Below are 24,926 nucleotides of genomic sequence, written 5' to 3' on the forward strand. Positions count from 1 at the left end.
TTAGATGCCAACAATAAATACGTATGAGACCATGATGCCTGCAGCGAAAAAAGTCATCCCGAATCCGGCGGCAGTTAAGAATTTCCCGCATGACAATAAGAAGGCAAAGATCATCTACGACAGGGTCAATGATGTGTTGCGCGTCGTAGAACGGAATTACTATTGGGATCCTCAAGCTGACCGCGGCAAGGAAAAGCGTGTTTACCTTGGGTACATCGTCGATGATGTCTACTATGCAACGGCCGATTACCGAAAGTACTTCAAGAGAAACGGAGTCCCGCGCCTGGTAACAAAAGACACCAAGAAGACCAAGACAAAGGCCGATGAAAAGACGTGCGACAGCTTGTCCTCGTCGTTGGCCGCAGAACTTCCTGTTTATCACGCGATCGCGGCCAAAATCGGTCTGATACATGATCTGCGGGAGACCTTTGGAAAAGCGTTGGCCGATATGACTCTGTCGGTTGCCTATCATTGGCTCAACACCTCTGCTAATGCGGCTTACCTGTATAAGACATGGGCACCCGGCAAACTCCTGCCGAGCACTAACATTCCGTGCTCCAGGGAGATGAGTGACTTTTTTGAAGCTCTGGCCACGCAGCCGGAGTGGAGAAAGACCTTCTTCAATGCGCGCATTGCACGGCTGCCGGAAGATGAAGTGCTTGCCTTTGATGCGACTGAAATTGCAACAGAGGCAGCAAATATCTCGTATGCTCAGTTCGGTCTTGGTAAGGAAGGCGGGTACCAAAAGCAGGTAGGCATGATTCTTTTGGTCGGCCACAAATCTGGAATGCCGGTCCTGTTTCGTCTCTTACCAGGTCAGATTACCGACGTTACAACAGTGCAGGACATGTTGTTTCGCTTCGATGAAATCACTGACAAAAAGCGCGTGTTTGCTGCTGTGCTTGACAGAGGATACTTCTCCCTTGAAAACCTCGGCCGCTTTATCGCTGCCAAGAGCAATGTCATCGTGGCTGCAAAGACCGATGTCAAGTGGATCAACGAGTCGATCGAAGAAGTCATGCCGCGGATGTGGCAACACTCATCACGTATTCCCGGCCAGGATTGCTGGGGAGCAACTGTCGAGAACGAGCAGACTTTTCCTGACGGACAAAAGCACAAAGTGTGGGTCCATGTTTATCGTAGCGATGCCAAGTCACATACTGAAAACGCTGCCTTTTACCGCGTGCTGGAGGCTTTCGAAAGTGATTGGGCCAACTGGCGGCAAGAGGAACATAAAAAAGATACCGTCTGCCCGCTGCTGCACAGCCCTCTGCTGAAGTATTTCAAAGCGCCAAAGAGAGAGCCCGGAAAGTGTCGGCTGGAGACCGACAGCGCCGCAATTGATGACGCTACGCGGTATTTCGGTTTCTTTTGCAATGTCTCCACAATGAAGTGCACGGCGGCTGAAGCCCTGGACATCTACCAGACACGTGACGTGATTGAGAAGACCTTTAAGGGCGGCAAGACGGATATTGAGATCGATGTTGCGAGAGCCCACAAGGACAATACGCTGGAAGGCCGTTTCCTGGTTGGATTTGTGGCCATGTCGATTCTGTGTGAACTGCGCAGATTAATGCGTCAGCCGACAAAACTTGAGCAGAAAAAGGGACCTGTGAAAGACATCCAGCCGCTGTCCAAGGAAATGACTGTGAATGAATTGAAGAACAGACTCAGCTCTATCCGCATGCTTTACACCGGTTCCGGCGAGAAGCGCTGGCTGGAAGTTACCGGCAAGCAGCATGAAATTGCAAGTCGGCTCGGATTTCCTGATCTCTACGAAACGATCCCTGAATGGGTACCTTGATTCAACTGACGTAGGGGGCTGACGCCCCTACGTACGTGCCCGTACCAATTTAGAATACCTAGTATTTTGTAGTAGCCGTTCGGATTCGATACGTTATCGACAAAGGCATAGGGCGTTCTGTCAAAAGAGGATGATTTGATCTCATACTCTTCATTTGGGCCAAGTTCTTGGATCTCCGGGTGTTTTTCCTGAAGGGTTTTTAATATGTATTCCCTCGTGTTAGGAAATTCTTCTAAAAATCGATCATTAAATTTAAGATCCGAACGTCCGCCAAACATGATGGAAGACATGTTTTTTGATTCATCTTTTCTGAACCGTTCGGCAATTTTTCGGAGATTATTATCAGGTATAAAATCACTAATTGGGGGATATTTACTGTTTTTGTCTTGGTAGACGACCACAACACCTCCGTTGATGTTAGTATTTGGGAATACTGTGGCCGAATCATTGTAATAAGCTGCAACTTTGACATGCTCACTTGATAGCATTTTTTCATTCCATGCTTTTGGAGTGAGGCCCGCATTAAAAAGAAATCTTGCAGGTGATATTAGTAAGCTTTTTTCTGCTATTTGCATTGCAGAATCGTAGAAGTGTTGGTAGATAGCTTCAGCTTTATTATTCGTAGTTCCTGAGACTTGGTAGGGAGGATTGCCAATAACAAAATCAAACTTCATTTTTCCGTCTTCTTAAGATTTTTATAGAGAACTGGGGTTTTAGATGCCCAATCAAAGATCATTGAGTCGGCAACTTTTTCTTTATTACAAGATGCCTCAAACAAGTTGAACTGTTCGTTTTCATTGGTCGGTTCATAGAATGGCGGACAGCACTTCAATCCATCCATTTGCCACAAGTTCCATGAAATAACAACGGCAATTTTGTTCAGTTCATCTATGGTCGCATCTCTTGTCCAGCGTACTTTCAGATACTCAGTAAAGGTCAGCAGGAGATTGACTCTGGCAAGAAGCAGACTGTCCCCCTGAAACTCATAGCCATAAACGCTCTGAAACGCTTTCAGCGTCCATCTCAACCAATCATCCTGCCGCTTGGTGTTTTCATTCACCACGCGCAATTTACGGTCGAGTATCCCGATTCTATCTCCGACGGGAATAAGAACCCCAGTCGCCGCATCGTACCGAGACACAAGATAGGGAGCTTCCCCGCAGGTGATTTCAAGACGCGTGGATTGGACGTATTCTTTCCAACCTTTGGGGGGATCGAAGACCACCGCTTCTTCATTGGTTGTCCAGCCTTGGTCGGTTTCTATGTTGAACACGCCGTCTCGACCGAACCACTCCTTGTCGCAATGGTTGTTCATGTGGTTGCACAGCCATGAAGGCGTGAAAACCTCTGCCTTTTCTCTTGTCCTGGCTGCTTGCTGTTCCTGGCTCTTACAAACTCGCGGCTGAATAAGTCCTGAATTTGCTCTCAGGATTTCCGCAGTGATTTCTGAACGAGCCGTGCCCCCAGTAATCAGGTCTTCGTATCCATCTGTTGCAAACACAATGTTCTTTCCGAGCGTCCTATCTTTGAGTAAGTCAGGTAACACATCGGCAAGCGGATAACTATTGAAATCGACCAGCTTAATCTGCTCCCGCTGAAAGTTTTCTACCCGTTCAGTGCTTTCAGGTTGCTCACTCATGCTTAGCTCCCAACTGCTTGGCAACTGCAAGGTATCGGTACGCTGTTGTTCTGCTGATGCCTACTTTGCGCGTTGCCTTGGTCAGCGGCACCTCTTGCGCGAGAGCGGCCTTGAGCTTGGAGATCTGCTCGTCAGTCACGGAGCGGGGACGCCCCTTGTACGCACCACGGGCCTTGGCAAGTGCGATGCCCTCGGCCTGACGCGACCGGATCATGGAGCGCTCAAACTCTGCAAATGCACCGACCATAGAAAGCATGAGCTTTGAAGTGGGATCTGCATTCGATCTCGCATCGAACAGAAGGTTCTCTTTCAGGAACCGGACGCTAACGCCTCGCTTGCCAAGTGTCTCCACGGTGTCCAGCAGATCCCGCAGATTGCGAGCAAGCCGGTCAAGGCTCAGAACGACAAGTTCGTCACCCTCGCGCAGGAACTGCATCATGGCCTGAAATTGTGCGCGATCGGTGTTCGCCCCGGATATATGATCCTCGTAGATTTTCTCTACATGGGCCGCATTAAGAGCGACGTGCTGTCGGTCGGCGTTCTGGTCGAGAGTGCTGACTCTGATATACCCAACGATCATTTGTGCCAAAAGTCCGTTATGTTACAAACATGGTATTTATATCACCCAATGACTTAAAAGGTGCATGACTTCAGAACCGAATGCGTGCTTCGTTTGGGCGTACCCGAAGCCCGGATCCACGAACCGTTCGCCATAGGCGGCAAAGGTGCCGCTCACAGGAGAAAAAGCGGCAAGTGAGCCCAACGCCGTCATCAGAAAGTACACCATCACGCCGATCACGAGGTAGGCCGCAAGCGCCCCGCCCGGTCCCGCCTGACTGATCGCGGCGCCGGAGGCCACAAAAAGCCCGGTACCGATCGAGCCTCCGAGCGCGAGCATCGTCAGATGCCGGGGCTTCAGGGTGCGTTTGAGCTGATGTTTGTTTGCGTCAGTGTTGGTCGTACAGCGGATTTTGTGCTTAGCGTTGTCTCAACGGCGACACTTGGGGGGATCCTTGGGGCGAACCATAGCCCGAAAGATCGAAAAATTTCCATAAATGTCGGATAATGAGGTGTAGGCGTTTATGCGTAAGGACTTCGTCTCAAGGCACAAGCGCTGGCTTTTCGTACCTCAGAAATACGGAAATACAATAAAAACAAAGACCGGCTTGAAACCAAACAACCGGCCTGACATGGTGGCTGCGCGGGGGAGCAATTCCCCGCGCAGTTTCTTATATGGGGGAAAGACAAGCCCCGACATCAGAGAAAGGCAGTTTCGGCCGTCAATGACGCAGCCACTTCCTCTGCCGTCGTGGTGAGAAGCCGGAGATCGGTTTTCTCGGCGGTCACAACGGTGAGAAGCGTCTTTTCCGTGAGTTCCTCAGAAAACACCGCTGCCTTTTGTCCGTCATGCGTTTTGACGGCGAGTTCCTCTTCGTCGGTGACAAAAACCCCGGGAAGCTTCACCGCGCACTCGTTCATGCCCCAGGCTTCATAAAAAGCGCGTACCGGGTTATCCCGTACCTTTTCAAAACGCCGCTCGCCGTAAAGCCGTTTGTAAAGCGTTGCCACGGGTCTGTCTGCATCAATCACTTCAAGGTCAATCGCCGCGGGGGTGTCGGCCACCGCCACGCCGACCAAAGTCTTTGTGTGCGAGATCGTGGCGTAAAGGGGCATTCTGACGCCGCTATCCCGGGCAACGATCAGGGGAGAAAAGGGCGGACGCTCTTTAAGAACCGCCTCGCGGCCGAAAAAGCGCATCAGAAGGACTCTCATCATCAGCCGCACCCAAAGGTAGTCAGCACGGCGCTTGACGCTTGCAAAGGACGCGGCGCGCGCCAGAGCCGGCTCCGTGAGCCACCCGCGCGTGAGGTTTTCAGGCGGCAGCTCCGCAATCCGGGGCATCGTGAGAACGTAACAGGCAGGGGCGGATGTGGTCATGGTTCAAAATAAAAGCGGGCATCGGATAAGCGGGATTTTAGACGCAGACCTCACGCACGGGCGCAACACGGGCCGGCCGGAAAGTCCGGCTTTCGTGCGGAAAAATAGCCAATGCGCAACGCCCTTTCCGGGATTGCCGAACCAGCCAAAAACTAAAGCCTGCCTTCGGTTTTTCTATGATCAGAACTTTCAGACTGCTCTGACTCCGTCTCAAAGCCCCGCCTCGTCTACAATGCCGCTCAAACATGCGTCAGACCTAGGCCGGGCGGCGTAGATAATTACGCGCATCCAATAACTTTTCTCTGACATATAGTTTTAAAGCTATAAAAGACCGTTGTAATACGTCCTGCGGACAATCCTTATCAGAGGAGAGGCATCGCAAGCGCCCTGAAAGCGCTTCCTGAGGCCCGAAACCACATGATCCCCAGAAAATTACTTTACGGCGTCTGGAACGGCGTCCGGTATGACAATACCCACGGCGGCGACGCGGCTCCGGCCGACCTGCCGCTCTCAGCGCTCACGAACTTTAATCCGGGCAATCCCATTGACGCCTTAGTCGGAAGCGCGGGCTTTCTTGTTTTTGACGACAAGGTGCCGTTGGCCGGAATACTTCTGAAGTACTACCGTACGGCGCGTCAGAATTCCTGCGGGCGCTGCACGCCCTGCCGCACGGGGTCGATTCTCATTGAACTCGCGCTTGAAGATACCGTCAACGGCCGCGGCGACCGCGTGGACTGGGCCCATATTTTGGATTCGGCCGAGCAGATGTATCAGACAAGCCTCTGCGGGATCGGCCTCACAACACCCGTGGCGATCATCGGAGCCTTAAGGCACTTTAAGGGGCGGCTCCTTGACAACCCCTGTGAACTGATGGGCGACATGTACACGACGGTCACCGCCAAATGTATTGAAGCCTGCCCCGCGCACGTCAACATTCCGCGCTACATCGACTATGTCCGTGACGGCAACACCGATCTTGCGGCAGGCGTCCTTTTGCATCACTATCCGCTTGTAGCGACCTGCGGGCGCGTGTGCGTGCGTCCCTGTGAGGGGGCCTGCCGGCGCAACTACGTCGATACCGCGGTTGCCATCCGCGACATCAAGCGCTTTGTGTCGGATAACGCCGGCGCGTCGGTCGCTGAAATGTTTGAGGGCGCCAAGCCGCAGCTTGACGCCACCAAAGCCAAAGTGGCGGTCGTGGGTGCCGGGCCCGCGGGGCTTAACTGCGCCTACCATCTTCTGATGAAGGGCTACCCCGTTGACGTCTTTGACAAAGACGAGCAGGCGGGCGGCATGGCGCTCCGCGGGATTCCGCCCTACCGCCTCCCCAAGGGGGTGCTGCAGAGCGAAACGGACGCCGTGAAAAAGCTCGGCGGCGTTTTCCATTACGGCGAACGGCTCGGCCGGGACATCACCGTTAACGGCCTTTTTGACGCGGGCTACGCCGCGGTCTTTCTCGGAATCGGCTGCGCGCAGGGCGCCTACCTGGGGCTTGCGGACGAAGACAGGACGCTTGAAGGCTACCGCAACGGCATTGATTTTCTGCTGCAGTGCGAAAAGGGTGTTGCCAAAAACGCACCCCCGGTCTTTGAGGGGGACGTCGTGATCGTGGGCTGCGGGAACGTCGCCATGGACTGCTGCCGCACGGCCCGGCGAACCGCGACCGGCAAGGTCCACGTCGTATACCGCCGCACAATCAAAGAGGCAAGCGCCGACATGGAAGAAATTGAGGCCGCTCAAGCCGAAGGGGTTGAATTTCACTTCCTCACCAACCCCGTCGCGATCGTGAGCGAAGACGGCAAAGTCACCGGCGTTAAGGTGACCCGCATGGAACTCACTGAAAAAGACGCCCGCGGCAGACGGGGCGTGAGCCCCGTCGAAGGCAGTGAATTTGTGATTCCCTGCTCAACACTTATTGCCGCGATCGGCCAAAAGATGGAAAAAGATGTTTTGACCGACGCCGACGGCGTGCTCCTGGACCGCCGCGGCAACATCGCGGTCACCGAAGCCCTCGCAACCTCCCGCCCCGGCGTTTTTGCGGGCGGAGACTGTGCAACGGGGCCCACAACGCTTATTGACGGCCTGGCTCACGGTCAGCGCGCTGCCGACAGTATCGATGAATACCTCTCCCGCGGCTCCGTGGGCTTTGTGCCGCGCGCCCGCATGGGCCGCATCATCCGCGACTGCCGCCTGCTTGAAGACGGTGCACCGCGCCTGCCGCAGCCCAAACTCCCCCGTAACCCGTGTCCGCACATTCCGATTGCCGAACGCGAAAAGAATTTCCGCGAGGTCGATCTCACGATGAGCCCGGCCGAGGCGCGCAACGAGTCGCTGCGCTGCATGCGCTGCTACCGGCTTTTTGCCGTTGTCACACCGCGCCCGATTCCGGGTAACGACATGGTCCGGGGCGCCGACATCACACGCACGGGGGTTTAAAAAATGACAGCATTCATCAACGGGCGTGAATTTACCTTCACCGAAGGCGAAACGATTCTGAAGGCCGCCAAGCGCCTCGGGATTTTCATTCCGACGCTCTGCGCCTATCTGCCCCTGGAACATACCCCGGGCACCTGCCGTCTCTGCCTTGTGGAAACCGAGGTCGACGGCAAAAAGCAGATCGTCACGAGCTGCACAACGCCCTTAAAGGACGGCATGCGCATCGAAACCCGTACGCCGAAAGTCCGTGAAATGCAGCGCATGCAGATGGCCTGGGTTTTTGCCGACCACAACCAGGACTGCGCGAGCTGCGCGCGTCACGGTAACTGTGAGCTCCAGGACCTCGCGCTTTACGTGGGTCTGCAACATAACGGCTGCAACGGGCGCTTTACCGCCAAGCGCCCCGCCGACTGGAGCGCCAACGGTCTCATCCGCGACGCGGACAAATGCATCCGCTGCGCGCGCTGCGTGGAAGTCTGCCGTACGATTCAGGGCGACAAGGTCTCGGCATTAACGATTAACGACATCGGCACGATGTGCGGCGTAGGGATCACCGGCGCCGAGCGCTGGGCCGACAGCCCCACGTGCGTGCAGTGCGGACAGTGTGCGCTCGTGTGCCCGACGGGCGCCCTGGGCGAAAAAGACGAAACCGAGCAGGCGATTGACTGGCTTGCCGATCCCGAAATCAAGACGATCGTGGCGTTTGCCCCGGCGGTGCGCGTCACGCTCGGGGAAAACTTCGGTGTCGAGTCCGGCGTCAATCTTGAGGGCAAAATCATCACGGCCTTAAAGAGGATGGGCGCGGACTACGTCTGCGACATCAACTGGGGGGCCGACGTCACCATCATGGAAGAGGGGAGCGAACTGCTGGAGCGCCTCACGAAGAAAGGCACTTTGCCCATGATGACAAGCTGCTGCCCGGGCTGGGTGAACTTCGTGGAAAAGATTCATCCGGAGATGATCCCCAATCTCTCGACAACACGCTCGCCTCAGGGCATTTTCGGGTCGTTGGCGAAAACCTGGTTTGCCAAGGAGCACGGCATTGACCCCAAGAAGCTGCGTTTCATCTCCATCATGCCCTGTACGGCCAAAAAGGATGAAATCAAGCGTCCGCAGCTCATGAAGGGCTATGAGCAGGACACGGACCTCGTTTTGACGGTGCGTGAATTCACGCGTCTTCTGCAGCGCCAGGGCATCAACCTCGCCAAACTCGAGGAAAGCACCTTTGATTCGCCCTTTATGAGTGAAAACACCGGCGCGGGCGTCATTTTCGGCGCGACCGGCGGCGTGATGGAAGCGGCATTGAGAACCGTTTACTTTAAGGCGACCGGCCGGGAATTGGGCCCCGTTGACTACGAACCCGCGCGCGGCATGGCCTGGATTAAGAGTGCGGAAGTCGACCTCGAGAAACTCGGCAAAGTCAAAATTGCCGTGGTCCACGGGCTAGCGAACGCCGAAAAAGTGTGCGCCGACATCGCCGCGGGCAAATGCGCCTTTGACTTCATTGAAGTTATGGCGTGCCCCGGCGGCTGCATCGGCGGGGGCGGCAACATGCGCGTCAAGAATAACTACATGAATCTCGCGGAAAAACGCATCGCCGGGATTTATGCGGTGGATAAGACGCGCCAGATCCGCCAGAGCCACAACAACCCCGATGTGATCCGGCTTTACAAGGAGTTTTTGGTCAAGCCCCTGTCGCACACCGCCGAAGACCTCCTGCACACGCACTACACGGACCGTAAGAAGGGGCCGCAGGAGCTCTCCATCCGCAACATCTGGCAACGCGTCAAGCTCGGGTAATCCCGCAGCCCGCTGTCAGCCCGGCCTGTCCGTTTCGAAGCGGGCAGGCTTTTTTAGTGAACGTAAATTCATAATTTGTGCGGCGCATTTTCATCCGGCCTGAAAATATAATATTTGAATTGTGTCAACCCACTCCGGAAGTGTCTATGCGCGGGGCGCCTTTTGCCGTTGCGGCTCTCATCTGCTTATTCCTGGCCGGCCCCGCGGCCGCTCAGTACGACCCGCTGCCTGCCGGAATGCGTGCGGATGCCCCTGCCAGTGACGCTTCCGTCACCGCCCGCCCGGTTCTGAAAGTCGCACTTTTATCCTATTCGCCGCCCTGGTACGACGCGTCCTTTACCGATGAAACCATCCGGTTTCTCGCGTGGAAAATGCCGCAGTACCGGTTTGAGGTAACCTGGCTTGAGGCGGAAAACTTCAATAAAACCCGCCAACGCCTGGGGCCAGTACTGGAGCATTGTCACGGACTACGGCGCGGTTGACGCGCTTCTCAAGGACTTAAAGCTCGGGCCCTACAAAAACCTGGGTGAAGTCAGTTTCACTGAGCTCACCAAAAAATACTGGCCTTTGGCGGTTCTGATTCTCATTGCGCTCACGGGCCTTCTGGCGCACGGCATTATTCTCGAAAAACTCGTGCGGCACCGTACCCGGGAACTCGAAAACGCCAACGCCGAGCAAAAAAGGGCCGAGCGCGAGGCCTTTGAAACCCATGAGCAGCTCGATGCCCTTCAGAGAGCCGGAGCCGTCGGGCAGATCTCCAGCCTTGTCGCGCACGAGATCAAGCAGCCTTTGGCGGGCATTCAGAACCTCTCGCGCGGCGTTTTGAGGCGGCTCGAAGACAGCGACAACCCTGACGAGGAGCTCTGCAAAGCCGTGGATGCGATCGGCGCCGAGGCCGCGCGTGCGGGCGAAATCATTGACCGCGTCCGCTCCTACAGTAAGGGTAAAAATGAGCGGCGCAACATTTCAGTGAAAAGCGAAATTCTCAGAATCACTCAGCGCTTCTGCCTTTCCGGCAAAGCCGCGGGCGTTCAGATTCTTTTGGGGCACCTCGAAGACGCCGCGGTCTACATCGACCCCATTGACTTTGAGCTCATCATCGTGAATCTCCTTACGAACGCCTCTCAGGCCGTGCAGGGCGAAGCCAAAGCCAAGGTTGAGGTCTCAAGCACCGTCACAGGCGGCCGCATTGAAGTCCGGATCCGTGATAACGGCCCGGGCGTCGACGCTGAAACACTCACCAAACTCGGCCGCAGCGTGATGGCCTCAAGTAAAGCCGGCAGTCTCGGCATGGGGTTAACCCTCGTGCACCGGCTCTGTGAAAACTGCGTGGGGCAGTTAAGTTTCACGCTTAATACCCCGGAAAAGGGCCTCACGGCACACGTGCTGCTGCCCGCGGCCCCCGCTTGCGACACACCGCAGCACAAACCCGACGGAGTCGACCCATGATGCCGGGCGAAAATGAAAATATCCTCATCCGCGTGGTGGACGACGATGCCCATATGAGGGGCTCTCTGGAATTCATGCTCACCGCAGAAGGCTTTGCGGTTAAAACGTACCCGAGCGCGCAGGCCTTTTTAACCGACGATGCGCCCTCGCGCCCCGGGTGCCTCATCCTGGACGTCAAAATGGACGGGATGACCGGGATTGAACTTCAGGAAGAGATGATCCGGCGCGGCATCCGCCTTCCCATTGTCTTTTTGTCCGCCCACGGCGACATTGATATGGCGGTGGACACGATGCAGAGAGGTGCCGTCGCCTTTGTGCAGAAAACCGCAGATCCGTCGCGCCTGATGGAAGCCGTGTATAAGGCCGTTGCGCAGACCCAAGCGAACAAACCCGATCCGGGCGAGGCCGTTGCCCGCTGGAACACGTTGACGCCCAAGGAAAAAGACGTCGCCAAGCTTCTCGCCAAAGGGCTTTTAAACCGTGAGGTGGGAATCCGCCTTGGGGGCATCTCAGTGAAAACCGTGCAGGTGCACCGCTCTGAAATCAACCGCAAATTAGGCGTTAAGGGCGTGGTGGAACTCACAGAGGCCGTTAACCGCATCCGTGCGCTTTTAGGAGACACTGCCGCATGAGTGAAACGCTTTCGCGCCGCGCGGTCCTCACCGGGGCCGTCCGCGGAACTCTCCCCGAAGAAGAAACCTTTGACGTCGTTGTGGTGGGGTCCGGTGCCGCAGGGCTTGCGGCCGCCCTGGAAGCCCGTAAGGCGGGGGCCGAAGTCATCGTGCTGGAAAAAATGGGCAGTATCGGCGGCAACTCCGTCATCAGTCAGGGCCTTGCGGCCGTCCCCGGCACCCCGCAGCAAAGCGAAGCCGGCATCGGAGACAACCCCGAACTCATGTTCAACGACCTTATAAAGGTCACAAAAATCAGTCACCCGCACAGAATTGCGCTGCTCACGGAAAACGCCCTTGCCACCTGGCAGTGGACAATCGATGAGCTCGGCGTTCACTGGAGCCGGGGCGTGGAATACGACTACGGCCACTCGGTCAGGCGCTGCGTGGCGCTTGCCAATCAGGGTGAGGCCCTTATGAACCCCCTCGCAGAGCGCGTGTCGGCCTTGGGCGTCTCGGTCCGTCTTAATACCCGCGTCACCGGCTTTCTCACCGATGACACAGGACGCGTCACGGGCGTTACGGCACATGTGACCGACGCCGCAGGCCTTCACCCCGTTACCATTAAGGCACGGAAAGCGGTCGTAGCGGCCGCCGGAGGCTTTGGCGCGGACATCGCGATGCGGCAGATGCAGAGTTGGCGGCTCGGCCCCGGCATCAGCACGACAACCCAGCCCGGAAGCACGAGCGAAGTGATCAGGGCTCTCTCAGATATCGGCGCCTGGGTGATACACATGCAGTACATCCACTGCATGCCGGAAGCCTGCGCTGACGAAAAGGGGTGGGGGAGCGCCTGGAAGTTCAATCAGTATTGCGCGGCAACGCAGGGCCTCTGGGTCGTGCAGGAAACCGGACGGCGCTTTGTGAATGAAACAGCCGACAACACCACGCGCACTAATGCCGTCCTCGGTGTGATCAGTGCCGGGGAGCATTGCCTTGCGGTTGCCGACGCCCGCGCAGCGGCGCATCCGAGGTCGGCCCTGTTTAAAAAGAGTGACGTGGAGGCGCTTGTGCAGCGCGGCTTTGTACTGAAATACGCGACGCTCTCCGAACTCGCCTCAGACCTTGGCGTTCCTCTGATACCGCTTCAGGACGAAATCAGCCGCATCAATGAAACGCTTGCCGCCAACGATCCCGACGACTACCTCGACCGGGTTTTAAGCCCCACCAATGAACTGATCGGCGAGGGGCCCTGGTACGCCTGCCGGTTTGCCGCCAAAGTCCAGCTTTGCGGTGGGGGTGTTGCAATTGATTCGCAAGCCCGGGTCTTAAGCGTCACCGATGACGCGCCGGTGCCCGGGCTTTTTGCCGCGGGCGAAATCACAGGAGGCTTAAACGGGGAGGCGCGCCTTTCCTCCTGCGGCCTTATTGACGCCTTAACCGTCGGGCGCATTGCCGGGCGCAACGCCGCGGCGGCCTGATTTTTTTGCGGGTACGAAAAAAGCGGCCTGAATCCGCAAAGACACAAACCGCTTCCTTCCAACGCCGGCAGGATGAGGATTTTCCTGCCGGCAGTCTTACCGACTGAGTCTGAATCAGAGGGCCTTGGCAGCGCTCTGACCGGCTATACGGCCGTTCACGAGGCAGTCAAGAATAGCGCAGGAGCCCAGACGCACGGCGCCGTGCACGCCGGAGGTGGATTCGCCGGCAGCGTAGAGGCCCTTCACAGGCTTGTTGTCGACAACGTCCAAAACGCGGCACTGCATATCGGTCACAAGCCCGCCCATGCAGTGGTGAACCTTCGGGCTCATTTCGCAGGCGTACCACGTGTCGCCTTCGAGCGGCACCTGTTCGTTGTTGATGTAACGGCCAAAGAGGGGATCGTTCTTCGCCTTCACAGCCTTGTTGAATTCATCAACGGTCTTGGCGAGCTGATCGGCCGGAATCTTCCAGTCGGCGGCGATGTCCTTCAGGGACTTGTATTGCTTCAACATTCCGCCTTCCAGGAGCTTTTCAAGCATGCCGGGACGGGCTTCCTTAAAGGCCTTGAGGTTGGCAGCCGTGCAGATGGCGACCGCCTTAAAGCCGTTGGTGTGCTCAACCATAATGGCGTCGGCACGGACCTTGCGGTTGGCAAGTTCATTCACGAAGCGCTTGCCGGAGGTGGAAACCCACAAGCCGTATTCAGCGGCACCGGACTGAGAGAAGGTCCAGCCGATACCCATGCCCTTTTCCTTGGGGTTGTTCCACGGCGTGCACTGAATCCAGTCGTTCTGGACCTGAGCGCAGCCAATGCGGCTCGTTTCACGCCAGAGTTCAGCCGTAGCGCCGGGCTGGTTCGTGGAGTCGAGGTTTGCGGCAAGTTTCGGATCCTGCATCGTGCGGTAGGCAACGTCACGGGAGAAGCCGCCGTAGCAGAGCACAACACCCTTCTTTGCGCGGATAAACTGCACGCGGCCGGAACCGGCCTTCGGGAAGCGGTAGCCCTTGCGGATCTGCAGGCCAAGAACAGCACCCTTTTTATCACGGATGATGTGTTCAACGTAGGTGCGGGTTTCGACCTTGACGCCAAGCTTTGCAACCTTTTCGAGTTCCTTGGAAACGATGCCGGAGCCCGAACCGTTCTTCGTGAAGACATAACGCGGAACGCTGTGGCCGCCTTCCTGACCGATTGCATCGGGGTTGTATTCAACGCCCAGTTCCTTCACGGTCCATTCGTAGTTGGACAGGGCAGAGTCGGCAACCAACTTCACCTTTTCGGGGTTATTCATGTAAAGGCCGGCAACGAGCATGTCCTTGGCAAGGAGTTCCGGAGAATCCTTAATGCCGTGCTTGAGCTGCTGGGGGCAACCGGTAGCAGTCAGAATACCGCCGTTAATAATGGAGTTGCCGCCGGCGGTGGGCATCTTTTCCAGAACCACGCAGGAAGCTCCGGCTTTCTTGGCTTCAATCGCGGCAGCCAAACCTGCAAAGCCCGAACCCACAACGACAACGTCATAGGTGGCATCCCACTTTGAGGGAACCTTGGCCTGGGTGCTTGCCTCAGCCGCACCGATAAAGCCGGCGGCGCCGAGCGCCAAAGAACCCTGAATCAAAGAACGACGGCTCATATCTGTCATTTTCTTACTTCTCCGTAATACCAAGTCCCTGTTGCCGGGGGCTTTGTTTGGAATTGTCAGGCGCGAGGCCTTGCGGCATTCGCCCGTCTTTTGACAATCCGCATTATCTGTTCGTCAACCTCCTAGGAGGTCTGCCGTAAAGCACTGTGTTGTCACAGGAGGGACTATTTCTACGGGTTATCCCTTGGTTTAGGTGCTTTCTCCGTTGAAAGACGGCGGGTTTAGGGCGGGAAATTCGCACTGTCAGAAGAAAAACAACACTTCCTCGGGAAAGTATGTCCGTTGAACTTATTGTCTGGCTCGTGGTGGGCGCTGCCGCCGGGGGCTTTATTAAAGGTCTGGCCGGTTTCGGCACGGCGCTCATGTCTTTGGGCGTGTGGCTGCAGTTGATGCCGCCCTGGCAGGCAGTGGCGGTCGTGGCCGCAATGTCGGCTGCAAGCGGCGTTCAGAGCCTCTGGCTTATCCGCAGGGGGCTTGAGCCCGGCATGAAGAACCTCAAAAACTTCTTTACCGCCGCCTGAGGCTCTAAAATCGGGCTGATAAGAGCAGGGGATCTGATTTCCCCGATAAAACAGCGAGCGGACGGCGATGCAGGTTGCAATGGACTATGAAAGACGTTTCGGCGGCGTGGCGCGCCTTTACGGACACGAAGGGGCGGAGGCGATCGCCAAAGCACACTTTGTGGTTGTAGGCGTGGGCGGCGTCGGCAGCTGGGCAGCGGAAGCCCTGATCCGGACGGCCGCAGCCGACATCACGCTCATTGACCTCGATAACGTCGCCGAGAGTAACGTGAACCGCCAGATTCAGGCAATGGACGGCAATTTCGGCAAAGCCAAGATTGATGTTTTAAGAGACCGCGCGGCGCTCATTAACCCCAACTGCCGCCTGACACTCATAGAAGACTTTGTCAATGAGGAAAATGTCGCGGAACTTGTGGGATCCGGGGCTGTCGTTCTTGACTGCATTGACCAGGTACGGGCAAAAGCCGCTTTGATCGCGCACTGTAAGCGTGCCGGCAACTTCGTTGTGGCAAGCGGCGCTGCGGGCGGCCGCGTCAATCCCTCTCTCATTAAGATCGGAGACCTCGGGCAAATCAAGGGCGATCCCTTGCTCTCGGGCGTCCGTTACCGCCTGAGAAAAGAGTACGGTTTTCCGAAGGCGGACAGTAAGGGGAGTCCGAAACCCTTTAAGGTAACGGCCGTCTATTCGGATGAAGAAGTCAAACGCCCCTTGGGGAAAGAGGCCTGCGACATGGCCTCTCAGGGACTTGCGTGTTCCGGCTACGGTTCAGGCGTTGTGGTGACGGCAACGATCGGGATGCAGATGGCAGCGGTGGCGATCAACCGCGTCGTCAGAGGCGCCTAAAGTTTGTTGACAGTGTCAAGCAGAAAGTCTTTAGCGTGCGTTGAGGTCGTTATCGAGTTCGAGCGTGATGATCTGATCGGCCGGCACACCGGTCTGCAGCAGATAGTCCCGGAAAAGGAAACCAAGCAGGTAGGATTTGCCGCAGCGCCGGATACCGGTGATGATTTTGATCTGACCGTTACCGCGGTTGGAAATCAGGCGGTTGAGGCTTCGTGTTCGTTCAATGCGCATTTGGCTATCCGACAAAAGGGACCGGTTCGTGAGGAGGTTTTTAACAGAGCAGCGAAGGTCTATTTAAAATTTTTGCACCTGTGCGCAGTTTTTCGAGATAACAAGAAATGCGTCTCGTCATAATTAAACAGATGCTTTCTGCTGTTGAATTTATAATTTTCAAATACAAGTCGTCGGACTCAAGATGAACTTCTGAGCCAAGCACTCATCCGGAAGTCATTCAACGGGTAGTTTGAACTCATCTGTTAAGAGAGGAACTCCGGACCGGCTAACGTCGGTCCGAAGATTTTTCATCCGGCAAATCCTGCCGTCATCGAAATTCTGATTTTCAGCCCAAAATTTAATTCAACATAATGGTAGTTATGTTGCATTTTGACTTTAAAGCGGGTTTTTCAGCTGTTTTTGTCTGATCAGCGCTCAAGCCGCCCCATATTCATGGGAGAAACGAAAACCGTACCGTCCAGCACGGCCTTGATATCAAAATGCGCAAGCGCCGCCTTCTCGGTTTCCGTGAGGCGCAGATTTTCGAGCTGCTTGGACGCGCGGATACCGTTCACCTCGGCGTCTCCGGCCATCTGATAAAGCGCAGCCAACAGAATGCGGCGGTCTGAAGCCGTACCGGTATAGCTTTGATTGACGCACTGCGTCAGCAGCAACGCACCCTCACGGCTGCCTTTGACGGCGGCCTTTGCATACAGTCCGCAGACTTCCTTTGTGAAAACCCCCTGATCCTTAATCTGCTGCATGGCGGCGTCGGCAAATTCGTTTTCGCCGGGTTCCCCGCGGCTGCCGAACTCCTGCCAGACGGCGGCCACGGCAAAACCAACGGCAATGACGGCCGCAAGCTGGTTGATGCGTTTGTTTCCGGGCAAAGTGATCGGCATGGAATGAAAGGATCCTTCTCAGAGACTTCAAGCCTTGGCGCGATTTTATCGTATGGATCTCGGTCATCTAGGGATTAGTATTTGCTGAACTGTTATTTCTGATAAAGCTTCAAATGCATACCTCACCGATCAGGCTACAATGCCCGTCATGCGTTGGGGGTATCGGCTGAAGCCGATTGAGACAAACCCTTCGAACTTGACCCGATTTATATCGGCGGAAGGAAACGCGGACACGTCCGGAAGACGCCGTCTCCCCTCGTCCCCAATCCCTCTTTCCGCCTTTTCTGTTTGGAGCCCGCGATGGCTGAAACAACCAAAAAGGCCGCAATATCAATTACCGAAATAAAGTCCGAAACGGCTGCGCAACGCCCGAGCAATGCCGCGCGCGCAAGTTCCACCGGGATATTGCCGGGCTCACGCCGCATCTACGTTGAAGGCAGCCACGGTATCCGCGTTCCGATGCGCGCCATTGACCTTGCTGAATCCAAGCTCCCGGAAGGTAAAACCGAAGTCAATCCCCCGATCTTTGTCTACGATACCTCGGGTGACTTCGGTGACCCCGCCAAAACCGTGGACATCACGAAGGGCCTCACCGGCCTGCGCACACCCTGGATTCTCGGGCGCGGTGATACGGAAGAACTTTCCGGCATGACAAGCGCTTACGGGAACGAGCGGGCTCAGAAAGCTGAACTCGACGCCATCCGATTTAACCGCACCTCTTCCATCCGCCGCGCGGCGGGGAAAAAGGCGGTTACGCAGCTTGCCTACGCCCGCGCCGGCATCATCACCGAAGAGATGGAATTTGCTGCGATCCGCGAAAACAACAACCGCAGGGCCTATGAAGAAAGCCTGCGGGATGTCTCACCGCGAAGCCGCGCCTTTTTGCTGCAGCAGCACCAGGCCGGTCACACTTGTTTTGAAGTCCCCAAAGAAGTAACGCCTGAATTCGTGCGGCGCGAAATTGCCGCGGGCCGCGCAGTGATTCCCTGCAATATCAATCACCCCGAATGCGAACCGATGGTGATTGGCCGGTCCTTCCTCACCAAGATCAACGCCAATATCGGAAACTCAGCGCTCACGTCCGACATCAGTCAGGAAGTTGAAAAGATGCTTTGGGCGACGCGCTGGGGCGCGGACACCGTGATGGATCTTTCCACCGGCAAAAACATCCACGAAACCCGTGAATGGATTGTCAGGAACAGCCCGGTGCCGATCGGAACGGTTCCCATGTATCAGGCCCTTGAGAAGGTCAACGGCAAAGCCGAGGCCCTCACCTGGGAACTTTACCGCGACACCCTTATTGAACAGGCTGAACAAGGCGTTGACTACTTTACGATTCACGCGGGGCTTCGCCTTCCCTTTATTGAGCTCACGGCGGGGCGCCTGACCGGCATTGTCTCCCGCGGGGGGGCAATTATGGCCGTCTGGTGCATGGCCCACAACGAGGAGAACTTCCTCTGGACGCACTTTGACGAGATCTGCGACATTCTGGCCGCTTACGATGTGACCGTGAGTCTCGGGGACGGCTTAAGACCGGGCTGCATTCACGATGCCTGCGACAGCGCCCAGATGGCTGAACTTGCGGCCTTGGGCGAACTCTGCCGGAGAGCGCAGGAACGTAACGTTCAGGTCATTATCGAAGGCCCGGGCCATATTCCGCTGCAGCGCGTGGAAGAAAACGCCGAAGCCGAAGAGCAACTCTGTAACGCCGCGCCTTTTTATACATTGGGACCGCTTGTCACCGACATCGCGCCCGGGTACGACCACATCACAAGCGCCGTCGGGGCTTCCGTGATCGGAGCCGCAGGAACCGCCATGCTCTGCTACGTCACACCGAAGGAACATCTGGGGCTGCCGGACAAAAACGACGTCAAGGACGGCATCATCACCTACAAAATCGCCGCGCACGCCGCAGACCTCGCCAAGGGCATCGCCGGCGCGCAGATCCGGGACAACGCCATGAGTAAGGCGCGCTTTGAATTCCGCTGGTACGATCAGTTCAATATCGGGTTTGATCCGGAGAAAGCCAGAAGCTTTCACGATCTGACGCTGCCCAAGGAAAGCATGAAGACCGCGCACTTCTGCTCGATGTGCGGCCCGAACTTCTGCGCCATGCGCATTACCGAAGAAGTCCGCGACTGGGCGAAAAAACGCCGTTCCTAAGCCTCGGAAAACCTATAATGCCCGGACAAAAACCGGGCATTTTTATTCCGCCCGAAAAGGATCAAACGCATGACCGCCGCCTGGATTTATCTCTCAGTGGCCGTTCTCGTCGAAGAGACCTGGGGACTGAGCCTTAAAGCCGCCGCCGTCATGGAACTTGGTAAATGGTTCTGCGGCGTCACCGTGGGTCTGAGCCTTTTAAGTATGTGGCTTCTGATCCTTGTGATGCGCGACCTGCCGGCCAGTCTGGCCTACGGGATCTGGACATGCCTCGGGACCGTAGGAATCACGCTCGGCGGCTGGCTTCTTTTTAAGGAAACGCTCACGGGCGTGCAGATCTTTTTTCTGGCGCTCTGTATCACGGGGGTTGCGGGCCTCAAGCTCACATCGGCATCGAAATGTTCCGTTTTCACATCAGTACACCGGCCGCCTACGTGATCGGCCTTTTCGTCGTCATCGTCTGGGGCATCACTTTTGTAAACACCAAGGTCCTCATCCAGGCGGGACTTACGCCCTCAGACATTCTCTTTTACCGCTCGGCACTCGCCTGGGCGGGCCTTGTGCTGATTTTTCCCCGGCCATTTTTCGCGAAAAACGTTAAAGATGAGCTCCATCTGGTGCTGATGGGCCTTTTCGGAGGCTCAGTCTACTTTCTCCTTGAAAACACCGCCCTTAGCTACACCCTTGCCGCGAACGTCTCGCTTTTAGTCTGTACGACACCCATCATCACGGTGCTCTTCGGGATGACGATTGTGCGAAGCAGCCGCCCGGCACTGCGGTTTTGGCTCGGAACGCTAGCGGCCATCGTAGGCGTCGCCATCGTTGTCTTTAACGGAGCCGTTCATTTTGAAGTCAACCCCTTAGGCGACATGCTGGCCCTCTTGGCCGCGTGCGCGTGGGCCGTTTACTCACTGCTTCTGAAACGCATGAGCCAAACCTACGAGGTGGGCTTTATCACCCGCAAGGTCCTTTTCTACACAATGCTCACCATCACACCGTACTTTACGGTGCAGGCATTAAACACTGACTTTTCCCTGATTCTCTCATCAACCGTACTGCCGCACTTTCTGTTTCTGGGGCTCGTAGCCCAGACGCTGTGCTTTAACCTCTGGACGGTCGTCGTGAAAATCATCGGTCCCATGCGGGCCAATAATCTCCTGTACCTGTCACCGGTCACGACCATGGTGACGGCCTACCTTGTTTTGTCCGAGGGAATCACGCTCACGGCGTGTCTCGGATGCGCGCTGATTCTCATCGGCATTGCAGCTACCGACAGCGGACTTCAGAAAAAAGATTAATAATCAAAGCACTGTAAGAAACTACTGTAGGACCGGCAGGGATATAGTATTTTCTGTTTCTCTTAAACAGACATTACTTATATACAAATCCTCTGCAAAATCATATTGCTTTCAGCTCAAAAGACAAATAAAACCGGTAAGCCCGGCCAATACGAACAAAGCGCCGGTTTAAGGCGTTTTATTTGCGTTCTGAATCCCGTTACCCGATCGTCAGCAACGGGAAAAATCACGCAGAAACAAAGGTCTGCTGTCACAGCTGGGCACAATAGCGCCATTTCGCACAGTCCTGCCGCGGTAACTGGTGCCGTGGCGACAGATACCTCGATACCGAGTCGTCCAATTTAGAGACTGACTATCAATTCTGGTTCGTACAGGCATGAGCGGCGTCCGAGCCAGAGCAGCTGTAGCAGGGCGGCGAAGTTTTAGCAAAAAACCGGGCTTGTCCGGGGTAAACAGGGGATTAAAGAACGGCAGCGGGACTACAGAAAACTTATTAATGGTTTTATTTGAATTGTTGTGCAGGTTAATTTGTCTTATAGAGCATGTTAGATCGAAATTGCAATCAGCGGACTGGCAACTTAACCGCGGCATTTGAGGGAAGTTGATTATTCGTCTGGTTTGCGAGATAATTATCATAATAGTGGTTGTTATAGCTTTTGAACATTCTTATTTAAATCGTATGAGACCATCTGTTGCAGTTGAAGAATCTTTGTCAGTGCTCGGTAACAATATAAAAGTCGCCCGGCTCAAGCGCCGCCTCCCCCAGACCGAGCTCGCCGAGCGCTGCGGCATCAGTTTGTCGACTTTGGTGAAAATAGAAAACGGCAATTGCGGCGTTGCCATCGGAGCAGTGGCTTCCGTCCTCCTCGCCTTAGACTTGGGAACACCATTTTCTGAGATTGCCAAGAGCGATCCCCTGTCGGTGACGTTGGAACAGGAACTTTTGCCAAAAAGGATCCGCCGTTCGACAAAAGGAGTCTGACCGTCATGACGTCCGAAACCTCCGCCCGGGAAATTTGGCTTGCCGGAGAGACACCACGCCGTATCGGTTCGCTTCTCTGGAGCGCCGACAGCGAACGGATTACGACGGCGGCCTTCCGTTACGATGCGGCCTGGCTGAAATCCGGTTTTTCCCTTGGGTCTGATCTGCCGCTCACTGACAAAACCTTTTCGGTGAATCTCACGCCGGGTCCCGCCGGAGGCGACAATCCCCCTTTCCTCTTCATTCGGGATTTGCACCCGGGGAGCTGGATCAGGGACCTGACAGCAGCAGCGCATTTAAACGGCCTCAAACTGCCTCAATCTGCGTCAGCACTCACTGAAGACCATCTCTGGGCCTTCAGTGGCCACGAAAATGACCGTTTCTCCGGCCTTCGGCTTCCCCTAACCGGTTCAATTCAAAGGAATTTCACGGGCGACCCCTTTGAGAAAAAAACGCTGCAGAAAATTCTCACTTTATTGGATGATCTGAAGCACGATACGCGGCGCTTCAAGACGCCGGATCTACAGCTTGCACTTGACTTATGCACTGATATCGGGGGAAATTCACCCAAAGCTTTGATCAAAGCAGCCGGTAAAACCGATGGCGGCTGGGTTATGCGGCCCGCTGACACGTCAGAAGGCTTTAACACCGCCCGCTGGCACGCGGTGACGATGGAGCTTGCCCGCCAGTGCGGGCTCAAAACCCTTGCCTTTCAATATCTTCCGGGGCCTTTAAATGGAGCCTACCTCGAGGAGCGCTTTGACCGGTCTCACAACGGCACGCCCCTTATGGCCCTCTCCGCGGCAACGCTGGTGACCCCGCGCGTCAATATCAGGACCGGAAAACTCGTGCTGCCAACCTATCTTGATATCGCCGATATCCTCAACCGGGACGGTGCTGATACCAAAACGGATCTCCGGGAGCTCTTTGCGAGGCTCCTTTTTAACACCCTCACGGGAAACGGCCGCGACAAGCTCACCGACTTCTTTTTTATCCGCGCTCCGTATGGTTGGCGGCTTGCTCCGATCTCAGCGCCGCTTGTCAAACCGGCCTTTATGAGTGTCCGGCTTCTGCAGACGCCGATCCGGGGAAGCGACCCCGTGGCCGACCTCGAGACAGCGGTTTCCGTTGCCCGGTATTTCGGCGTTCCGACCGGCGATGCTAAAGAACTTCGCCTTACGTTTCAGAAGATATTAAGCAGCTGGTCTCATACTGCCCGAAGTCTTGGGGCAACCAACGCGGAGCTCGAACTGATGGAAAGATCGTTTGCCTGATAAAAAACAAGTATTTTCTGAAATGATTCCTGACCTTCTACTTGCAAATACAAAACCCGCTTCTTTCAGTCACTCAACGTCCTTTTAAAGTATTTTCTGATTTGTTTAGTTTCTTTATACTTTAACGTATGTCCGGTTCTGATTTTGGGCTACACCTACAGTCTTGTTTTCATCGCCCGTGCCGCGAACGACCTGGGAAACGTCAGCCGCGCGCGTATGAGAAAAAGCGAGACCGGTAACATTAAAACCGGGCCGCAGGCCTGAATTTCACCCGCAAATTCCGTTTCTACGGTGTTTTGCCTAAAAATTTCAGGGGACTTCAGGGCTCGCCTGGGCTATACTCGGTTCCTGATCTCACGGAAACCTGTTGTTACAAGCCAATCGGGTTTTCATTGTGAGCCGTCCTTTTCTCCGTGATCCGGACACCGGACGGCTGCGCCGGACGTTTCATACCCCTGACGGAAACGTCGATTTTCCTGACGTCGGGCTCACCTGTGCCCGGCGGATGTGCCTGCGCACCTCCAGGAAATGCTGCAAAAGAACAAAAATTTCGGGTGATTTCCCATGGAACATAGTAATAAAAACCGATTTATAACCATCGGTCTGATGCTCTTTGCCCTCTTTTTCGGAGCAGGCAACCTTATTTTTCCGGCCGCAATGGGCCAGGTCGCGGGTGAAAACCTCGGCTGGGCTTTGCTCGGCTTTTGTATCACGGGTGTAGGCCTGCCGCTTTTGGGCGTCATGGCCATCGGCTACTCCGGCTGCCACGACCTGCATCAGGTCGCCAACCGCGTGCACCCGATGTTCGGTATTTTCTACACCATCGTCTGCTACATGGCGATCGGCCCGTGCTTTGCCGTTCCCCGTACCGGCACCGTCTCCTTTGAAATCGCCGTGCGGCCGTTCCTCGCTGCGGAATTTGCCGACATTGCGCTCCCGATTTTCCTTGCGGTCTTTTTTGCCATTGCTTTCTGGCTTTCGGCTTCGCCCTCCAAAATCGTGGACCGCGTCGGTAAGTTCTTAACGCCCCTCCTGGTCCTTGCGCTTTTGATCCTCATCGTGAAGTCGATCATTACGCCCCTGGGAGCCCCGCAGGCTGCAAGCGCCAATTACGCCACTCCCGTGATCGCTGCGGTTCAGGGGGTACTCGACGGCTACAACACCCTGGACGCCATCGCCTCACTCGTGTTTGCAACGCTTGTTGTGACGGCCGTGAAAGAGGCCGGGTTTGAAAATTCCGGGCACGTGGCGCGTGAAGTCTATAAGTCCGGGCTTTTGGCGGGTGCGTTCCTTGCCGTCATCTACATCTTCATCGCCCGCATCGGCGCGGACAGCGTGGGTGTGATCGGCATGCAGGACACGGGTGCCCCGGTTCTCACCAAGAGCGCTCAGGTTCTTATGGGCGACACCGGTGCCATGGTGCTTGCGGCCATCGTGCTTTTAGCGTGCCTCACAACCGCAATCGGCCTGATCACCTGCTGCTCGATTTACTTCCGTGCGTTGACGGGCCGCTTCTCCTACGTCACCTGGTGCGCGCTCTTTACGGTGGTGAGTTACTTGATCGGCCTCTTCGGCCTGAAGACGATCATCGTTTCCACGATTCCTGTGCTGATGTTCATCTACCCGCTGTGCGTGGCGCTCATTGCGCTGGTGTTTTTGCACAAGTTCTTCGGCGGCCGTCAGTGCGTTTACGCCTGGACCGTGGGTCTCACCTTCATCATGGCCGCCATTAACGGTCTTGAAACCGCGAAGGTCCCCTTGGGCGGCATTGAAACGTTCCTGCAGACCTATGTGCCGCTGCACACGATCGGCCTCGGGTGGATTCCCTTTGCCGTGGTGGGCTTTGTGATCGGCTTTATTCAAAAGAGCATGACGCCTGCAAAGGCCTAAAAACCAAGTCTTAAACCAAAATCGGGAGCTTTCGGGCTCCCGA

The 24,926-nt window shown here is 55.8% G+C and carries 21 protein-coding genes, 2 pseudogenes and 1 riboswitch; of the genes and pseudogenes, 15 read left to right on the plus strand and 8 right to left on the minus strand.

The window, feature by feature from the left end; translation table 11 throughout:
- The first annotated feature begins 31 nt into the window (after nt 1-31).
- Nucleotides 32-1,804: an IS1634 family transposase gene (locus NXF97_RS01165; protein ID WP_274956145.1), complete on the plus strand. Its 1,773-nt coding sequence runs from the start codon at nt 32-34 to the stop codon at nt 1,802-1,804.
- Here the strand turns inward: NXF97_RS01165 and NXF97_RS01170 are convergent.
- From NXF97_RS01170 to NXF97_RS01190, 5 genes and pseudogenes are all read right to left on the minus strand, one after another.
- Complete coding sequence (locus NXF97_RS01170; protein WP_274956146.1) at nt 1,774-2,478, minus strand: Eco57I restriction-modification methylase domain-containing protein; 705 nt, start codon at nt 2,476-2,478, stop codon at nt 1,774-1,776. The two genes, NXF97_RS01165 and NXF97_RS01170, sit on opposite strands and share 31 nt — an antisense overlap.
- Nucleotides 2,475-3,443 carry a hypothetical protein gene (locus NXF97_RS01175; RefSeq protein WP_274956147.1) on the minus strand — a complete coding sequence of 323 codons (969 nt, stop codon included), beginning with the start codon at nt 3,441-3,443 and terminating at the stop codon, nt 2,475-2,477. Before NXF97_RS01175 ends, NXF97_RS01170 begins: the two co-directional genes overlap by 4 nt.
- The gene (locus NXF97_RS01180; RefSeq protein ID WP_274956148.1) at nt 3,436-4,023 is read right to left on the minus strand and encodes a recombinase family protein; all 588 of its coding nucleotides are present in this window, start codon (nt 4,021-4,023) and stop codon (nt 3,436-3,438) included. The genes NXF97_RS01175 and NXF97_RS01180 overlap by 8 nt, the downstream gene beginning before the upstream one ends.
- Before the next feature lie 96 nt (nt 4,024-4,119).
- Nucleotides 4,120-4,413: pseudogene (locus tag NXF97_RS01185) on the minus strand (amino acid permease); the annotation flags it as partial.
- 287 nt (nt 4,414-4,700) lie between these two features.
- Nucleotides 4,701-5,381 carry a 4'-phosphopantetheinyl transferase family protein gene (locus NXF97_RS01190; protein ID WP_274956149.1) on the minus strand — a complete coding sequence of 227 codons (681 nt, stop codon included), beginning with the start codon at nt 5,379-5,381 and terminating at the stop codon, nt 4,701-4,703.
- Between the two features lie 417 nt (nt 5,382-5,798).
- On the opposite strand from NXF97_RS01190, the gene NXF97_RS01195 reads away from it, so the two are divergent.
- The 6 genes from NXF97_RS01195 to NXF97_RS01220 all read left to right on the plus strand — a co-directional run bounded on the left by NXF97_RS01195 (nt 5,799) and on the right by NXF97_RS01220 (nt 13,158).
- Nucleotides 5,799-7,817 (plus strand): FAD-dependent oxidoreductase, encoded by a 2,019-nt coding sequence (locus NXF97_RS01195; protein WP_274956150.1) that lies wholly within the window; start codon nt 5,799-5,801, stop codon nt 7,815-7,817.
- Nucleotides 7,818-7,820: 3 nt separating this feature from the next.
- A complete protein-coding gene (locus tag NXF97_RS01200; protein WP_274956151.1) occupies nt 7,821-9,617 on the plus strand; it encodes a [FeFe] hydrogenase, group A in 1,797 nt (598 codons plus the stop codon).
- A gap of 146 nt (nt 9,618-9,763) precedes the next feature.
- On the plus strand, nt 9,764-10,099 hold the full coding sequence (locus NXF97_RS01205; protein WP_274956152.1) for a hypothetical protein: 336 nt from the start codon (nt 9,764-9,766) through the stop codon (nt 10,097-10,099).
- Complete coding sequence (locus NXF97_RS01210; protein WP_274956153.1) at nt 10,020-11,066, plus strand: sensor histidine kinase; 1,047 nt, start codon at nt 10,020-10,022, stop codon at nt 11,064-11,066. The genes NXF97_RS01205 and NXF97_RS01210 overlap by 80 nt, the downstream gene beginning before the upstream one ends.
- Nucleotides 11,063-11,698: a response regulator transcription factor gene (locus NXF97_RS01215; protein WP_274956154.1), complete on the plus strand. Its 636-nt coding sequence runs from the start codon at nt 11,063-11,065 to the stop codon at nt 11,696-11,698. Before NXF97_RS01210 ends, NXF97_RS01215 begins: the two co-directional genes overlap by 4 nt.
- Nucleotides 11,695-13,158 (plus strand): FAD-dependent oxidoreductase, encoded by a 1,464-nt coding sequence (locus NXF97_RS01220; protein ID WP_274956155.1) that lies wholly within the window; start codon nt 11,695-11,697, stop codon nt 13,156-13,158. The genes NXF97_RS01215 and NXF97_RS01220 overlap by 4 nt, the downstream gene beginning before the upstream one ends.
- 114 nt (nt 13,159-13,272) lie before the next feature.
- On the opposite strand, the gene NXF97_RS01225 is transcribed toward NXF97_RS01220, so the two are convergent.
- The gene (locus NXF97_RS01225) at nt 13,273-14,796 is read right to left on the minus strand and encodes a flavocytochrome c (protein WP_274956156.1); all 1,524 of its coding nucleotides are present in this window, start codon (nt 14,794-14,796) and stop codon (nt 13,273-13,275) included.
- A 275-nt stretch (nt 14,797-15,071) separates the two neighbouring features.
- On the opposite strand from NXF97_RS01225, the gene NXF97_RS01230 reads away from it, so the two are divergent.
- A complete protein-coding gene (locus tag NXF97_RS01230; RefSeq protein WP_274956157.1) occupies nt 15,072-15,317 on the plus strand; it encodes a hypothetical protein in 246 nt (81 codons plus the stop codon).
- Nucleotides 15,318-15,384: 67 nt separating this feature from the next.
- The gene (locus tag NXF97_RS01235; RefSeq protein WP_274956158.1) at nt 15,385-16,161 is read left to right on the plus strand and encodes a tRNA threonylcarbamoyladenosine dehydratase; all 777 of its coding nucleotides are present in this window, start codon (nt 15,385-15,387) and stop codon (nt 16,159-16,161) included.
- 30 nt (nt 16,162-16,191) lie between these two features.
- Here NXF97_RS01235 and NXF97_RS01240 read toward each other — a convergent pair whose 3' ends face one another.
- Together NXF97_RS01240 and NXF97_RS01245 are read right to left on the minus strand one after the other, a co-directional pair.
- Nucleotides 16,192-16,392 carry an AAA family ATPase gene (locus NXF97_RS01240; RefSeq protein ID WP_274956159.1) on the minus strand — a complete coding sequence of 67 codons (201 nt, stop codon included), beginning with the start codon at nt 16,390-16,392 and terminating at the stop codon, nt 16,192-16,194.
- Nucleotides 16,393-16,802: 410 nt separating this feature from the next.
- Nucleotides 16,803-17,276 (minus strand): hypothetical protein, encoded by a 474-nt coding sequence (locus NXF97_RS01245; protein WP_274956160.1) that lies wholly within the window; start codon nt 17,274-17,276, stop codon nt 16,803-16,805.
- A 145-nt stretch (nt 17,277-17,421) separates the two neighbouring features.
- A riboswitch (TPP riboswitch) is annotated at nt 17,422-17,516 on the plus strand.
- Between the two features lie 93 nt (nt 17,517-17,609).
- Between NXF97_RS01245 and thiC the strand changes: the two are divergent.
- The 6 genes and pseudogenes from thiC to brnQ form a co-directional block, all read left to right on the plus strand.
- Nucleotides 17,610-19,421, plus strand: a pseudogene (gene thiC / locus NXF97_RS01250) (phosphomethylpyrimidine synthase ThiC); the annotation flags it as partial.
- A gap of 87 nt (nt 19,422-19,508) precedes the next feature.
- Nucleotides 19,509-19,877 (plus strand): DMT family transporter, encoded by a 369-nt coding sequence (locus NXF97_RS01255; RefSeq protein ID WP_274956161.1) that lies wholly within the window; start codon nt 19,509-19,511, stop codon nt 19,875-19,877.
- The gene (locus tag NXF97_RS01260; protein WP_274956162.1) at nt 19,838-20,737 is read left to right on the plus strand and encodes a DMT family transporter; all 900 of its coding nucleotides are present in this window, start codon (nt 19,838-19,840) and stop codon (nt 20,735-20,737) included. Before NXF97_RS01255 ends, NXF97_RS01260 begins: the two co-directional genes overlap by 40 nt.
- Nucleotides 20,738-21,338: 601 nt before the next feature.
- Nucleotides 21,339-21,719 (plus strand): helix-turn-helix domain-containing protein, encoded by a 381-nt coding sequence (locus tag NXF97_RS01265; protein ID WP_274956163.1) that lies wholly within the window; start codon nt 21,339-21,341, stop codon nt 21,717-21,719.
- 5 nt (nt 21,720-21,724) lie between these two features.
- Nucleotides 21,725-22,993 (plus strand): type II toxin-antitoxin system HipA family toxin, encoded by a 1,269-nt coding sequence (locus tag NXF97_RS01270; protein ID WP_274956164.1) that lies wholly within the window; start codon nt 21,725-21,727, stop codon nt 22,991-22,993.
- Between the two features lie 564 nt (nt 22,994-23,557).
- Nucleotides 23,558-24,883, plus strand: coding sequence for a branched-chain amino acid transport system II carrier protein (brnQ, locus tag NXF97_RS01275; protein WP_074009518.1), 1,326 nt, complete (start codon nt 23,558-23,560; stop codon nt 24,881-24,883).
- The last annotated feature ends 43 nt before the right edge of the window (nt 24,884-24,926 follow it).

The organism is Duodenibacillus massiliensis (genome assembly GCF_928721995.1).
Classification (GTDB): Bacteria; Pseudomonadota; Gammaproteobacteria; order Burkholderiales; family Burkholderiaceae_F; genus Duodenibacillus; species Duodenibacillus massiliensis.

What these genes read in the sequence shown, in the direction of transcription:
- NXF97_RS01165 (WP_274956145.1), top strand. Translation starts at nt 32, where the DNA reads ATGATGCCTGCAGCGAAAAAAGTCATCCCGAATCCGGCGGCAGTTAAG.
- NXF97_RS01170 (WP_274956146.1), bottom strand. Translation starts at nt 2,478, where the DNA reads ATGAAGTTTGATTTTGTTATTGGCAATCCTCCCTACCAAGTCTCAGGA.
- NXF97_RS01175 (WP_274956147.1), bottom strand. Translation starts at nt 3,443, where the DNA reads ATGAGTGAGCAACCTGAAAGCACTGAACGGGTAGAAAACTTTCAGCGG.
- NXF97_RS01180 (WP_274956148.1), bottom strand. Translation starts at nt 4,023, where the DNA reads ATGATCGTTGGGTATATCAGAGTCAGCACTCTCGACCAGAACGCCGAC.
- NXF97_RS01190 (WP_274956149.1), bottom strand. Translation starts at nt 5,381, where the DNA reads ATGACCACATCCGCCCCTGCCTGTTACGTTCTCACGATGCCCCGGATT.
- NXF97_RS01195 (WP_274956150.1), top strand. Translation starts at nt 5,799, where the DNA reads ATGATCCCCAGAAAATTACTTTACGGCGTCTGGAACGGCGTCCGGTAT.
- NXF97_RS01200 (WP_274956151.1), top strand. Translation starts at nt 7,821, where the DNA reads ATGACAGCATTCATCAACGGGCGTGAATTTACCTTCACCGAAGGCGAA.
- NXF97_RS01205 (WP_274956152.1), top strand. Translation starts at nt 9,764, where the DNA reads ATGCGCGGGGCGCCTTTTGCCGTTGCGGCTCTCATCTGCTTATTCCTG.
- NXF97_RS01215 (WP_274956154.1), top strand. Translation starts at nt 11,063, where the DNA reads ATGATGCCGGGCGAAAATGAAAATATCCTCATCCGCGTGGTGGACGAC.
- NXF97_RS01220 (WP_274956155.1), top strand. Translation starts at nt 11,695, where the DNA reads ATGAGTGAAACGCTTTCGCGCCGCGCGGTCCTCACCGGGGCCGTCCGC.
- NXF97_RS01225 (WP_274956156.1), bottom strand. Translation starts at nt 14,796, where the DNA reads ATGACAGATATGAGCCGTCGTTCTTTGATTCAGGGTTCTTTGGCGCTC.
- NXF97_RS01230 (WP_274956157.1), top strand. Translation starts at nt 15,072, where the DNA reads ATGTCCGTTGAACTTATTGTCTGGCTCGTGGTGGGCGCTGCCGCCGGG.
- NXF97_RS01235 (WP_274956158.1), top strand. Translation starts at nt 15,385, where the DNA reads ATGCAGGTTGCAATGGACTATGAAAGACGTTTCGGCGGCGTGGCGCGC.
- NXF97_RS01240 (WP_274956159.1), bottom strand. Translation starts at nt 16,392, where the DNA reads ATGCGCATTGAACGAACACGAAGCCTCAACCGCCTGATTTCCAACCGC.
- NXF97_RS01245 (WP_274956160.1), bottom strand. Translation starts at nt 17,276, where the DNA reads ATGCCGATCACTTTGCCCGGAAACAAACGCATCAACCAGCTTGCGGCC.
- NXF97_RS01255 (WP_274956161.1), top strand. Translation starts at nt 19,509, where the DNA reads ATGACCGCCGCCTGGATTTATCTCTCAGTGGCCGTTCTCGTCGAAGAG.
- NXF97_RS01260 (WP_274956162.1), top strand. Translation starts at nt 19,838, where the DNA reads ATGTTCCGTTTTCACATCAGTACACCGGCCGCCTACGTGATCGGCCTT.
- NXF97_RS01270 (WP_274956164.1), top strand. Translation starts at nt 21,725, where the DNA reads ATGACGTCCGAAACCTCCGCCCGGGAAATTTGGCTTGCCGGAGAGACA.
- brnQ (WP_074009518.1), top strand. Translation starts at nt 23,558, where the DNA reads ATGGAACATAGTAATAAAAACCGATTTATAACCATCGGTCTGATGCTC.